Genomic DNA, 2381 nt, shown 5'->3' with positions numbered 1-2381 from the left:
TAGGTTGTGTTGTATAAACAGCTTATCTGTCCCCTTTTTCAATGAATACGGGGGGCTGTAGGCTCGTTCTCTGTAATAAACTCACAACTGAACCTTACGGCACAATTAAGTCTGTACGACAAAGCCACCAAGGACACCTGTTGGGATGTAAAGCGAGAGTGAGATATGCTCGGATAGCGGGGGATTGAGAATTATGATGGCAGATAACGTAGGGAAGGGGGATTTATGCGACAGAACCGTGATTTGGTAAAGCGGTTGAAAGGTCGCACTTCTCGCATGTTGCAGCAGGAATATCTTGAGCACCACCGCGATCCTTCAAACAAAGATAGTGGAAGCATGATTCTTGAATAGTTAGTTTTGGACTTTTAGTGCATAGTCGTTGAGTTTTGTGACAGAACCTCTATGATAACTCTACTTGCTCAATGTGAGCAGGAAAACACACATTAGGATAAATTTAATGACTAATCCATATTCATTAGAAACAATTATTTCAGAACTCGGGGATAAAGCGGATGCGTGGGTGCTTCAAGATACTACAACGGGTTCTTACGTCACGATTCCTCATCCAAAATATCCCGGGAGACAAATTATTCATTTTTTTATGAGTAAAAGTGATGCACAGGACGTTTTGGTAGAAATTTTGGATACATCTGACACGTTAAAAGACAAAGAAATATATCCTACTAAGATTAATATTAGTAGCGCTATGGAGGGAATAGCCGCAGGTAAAGATAATCCTTTGAATGCCGATGGTTTTGTTGTTCATTCCCCAAATGAGGTACGTGAATTTCTCGGTAGTCGCTCAAATTCTGAAAATTAAATACTTAGAAATATTCGCAAGCGTTCCAGTTTTGTAGCTGGTGCTGTCCCGATGCTTATAAGCAGTTTATGGCTTTAGCAGGATAGTTATGCCTGAAGACCAGGAGGACTACGCTTTTTGATAATTATTGCGACAGAACCCTAAAAATCATCACTTCGCTTTGGCTCCATTTTACTGATTTTCAGCGTGTGTTCTCATCCATTCACTTGCTAGATTCTGTGCCTTTTCTATTTGTGAGGCAGTCATTAACGTGGCAACACTATCTCTATTTTTATTCGCTTTTTTTACCCCACTAGACGCCGCAATATTAAAATATTTATGTGCCATCACGTAGTCTTGAGGGATACCTTGCCCATTTGCATACATCAATCCTAAGTTGTATTGCGCACTAGCATGTCCTTGTTCTGCTGCCTTCCTGAGCAATGGCCAGGGTTCCTTTGTGTCCTGAACAACACCTGCCCTTCCTTGTTCTCCTAAACTGATGTCTACAGCCCTCATACATCCATTAAGTGTTGTTAATGAAATTATTATTCCCAAGATTGCATACAGAGGTTTCAACTTAATTATTGAGTAGCTAAAGTGCACGTTGAATAATTTCAGTAGTATTCATTTGAGAGGTGTGGCTTTCCCTGAACTGGATACTGTTGAAAAAACCCAAAAAGGGTGGACGAAGATGGACAACTATAAAACCCTAAATTGTAAATGTACAGGCGCGCCATGCTACCTCACGAAATTCCGGGACTTCTGTCACCATAATGCGTTCACCTACTCAGCGGATGGGAGATGCCCTGAACGCCCTGCGTCCGCAACGACTACGCACAAAAGCCGCTTCGTCATTACTACCTCACTGGCTGGACGGCTATTCGGAATGCAATTCTTTCTCCTCTCTTGCTCCTCTCGCGTGCTGCTAGCACACGTCGAATCAGCGAATTGCCCTGTCGCCTATCAGGGACTAAAAATCACCACTTCGCTAAGCTCCGTTTCCATGATTTTCAGCGAAGGGGACAGATAAATAGGTTGTGTTGTATAAACAGGTTATCTGTCCCCTTTTTCAATGAATACGTGGGGTGTAGTCCCTTGCCCTGTAATAAACTCATAAAGGGGAGGGGGGTATGCGACAGAACCGCCTAAATTTATACTGTTTTCTCTCGATCAATAATATTCTTCACTGTTGATGCGTGCCATTGACCCCCGCGCCTCGTTTTTACGCCTAGTTTATTTAATTCATTAGCCACATTCCCCATTGATAAACCTTTAATCCGATACCCCTCGATAATGTCGCTTACGGTTCTAGCGAAGTCACTGGCTAGCTTCTTGTTTATTGCATTGCTCTTTAGCCGTGCTTCATCTAAATTTGTTTGATTACCTAGTTGAACCCCTCGCGCCTTTAATATTTGTAGAGCCGCCTTTGTTCTAGTGCTAATCAACTCCCGTTCCTTTTCGGACAGAGCTGCGTATAGGTGGAGCATAAAAGGGTCTGCGTCTCTTCCAAGTTGTGCTGCAATGAATGGGGTTTTATTTGCCATTAGCGATGATATAAAAGCAACATCGCGACCTAGTC

Annotated in this window: 3 protein-coding genes and 1 pseudogene; 2 read left to right on the top strand and 2 right to left on the bottom strand. The window is 42.7% G+C overall.

Features of this window, described 5'->3' with window-relative positions:
- Window positions 1-240: 240 nt before the first annotated feature.
- Window positions 241-351 (top strand): annotated as a pseudogene (locus tag CDZ78_RS24450) (IS200/IS605 family transposase); the annotation flags it as partial.
- Between the two features lie 106 nt (window positions 352-457).
- The gene (locus CDZ78_RS19645; RefSeq protein WP_087871471.1) at window positions 458-820 is read left to right on the top strand and encodes a hypothetical protein; all 363 of its coding nucleotides are present in this window, start codon (window positions 458-460) and stop codon (window positions 818-820) included.
- Window positions 821-991: 171 nt separating this feature from the next.
- On the opposite strand, the gene CDZ78_RS19640 is transcribed toward CDZ78_RS19645, so the two are convergent.
- Window positions 992-1318 carry a tetratricopeptide repeat protein gene (locus tag CDZ78_RS19640; protein ID WP_087871470.1) on the bottom strand — a complete coding sequence of 109 codons (327 nt, stop codon included), beginning with the start codon at window positions 1316-1318 and terminating at the stop codon, window positions 992-994.
- A 635-nt stretch (window positions 1319-1953) separates the two neighbouring features.
- Window positions 1954-2381 (bottom strand): recombinase family protein (locus CDZ78_RS19635; protein WP_174664600.1); only part of this gene is annotated, 428 nt, incomplete at its 5' end.

Source organism: Bathymodiolus platifrons methanotrophic gill symbiont (assembly GCF_002189065.1).
In the GTDB taxonomy this organism is placed as follows: Bacteria; Pseudomonadota; Gammaproteobacteria; order Methylococcales; family Methylomonadaceae; genus Methyloprofundus.
This window is presented reverse-complemented; position numbering and strand designations above follow the sequence as displayed.

Coding starts and splice junctions, on each gene's coding strand:
- CDZ78_RS19640 (WP_087871470.1), bottom strand. CDS start 1,318: ATGAGGGCTGTAGACATCAGTTTAGGAGAACAAGGAAGGGCAGGTGTT.
- CDZ78_RS19645 (WP_087871471.1), top strand. CDS start 458: ATGACTAATCCATATTCATTAGAAACAATTATTTCAGAACTCGGGGAT.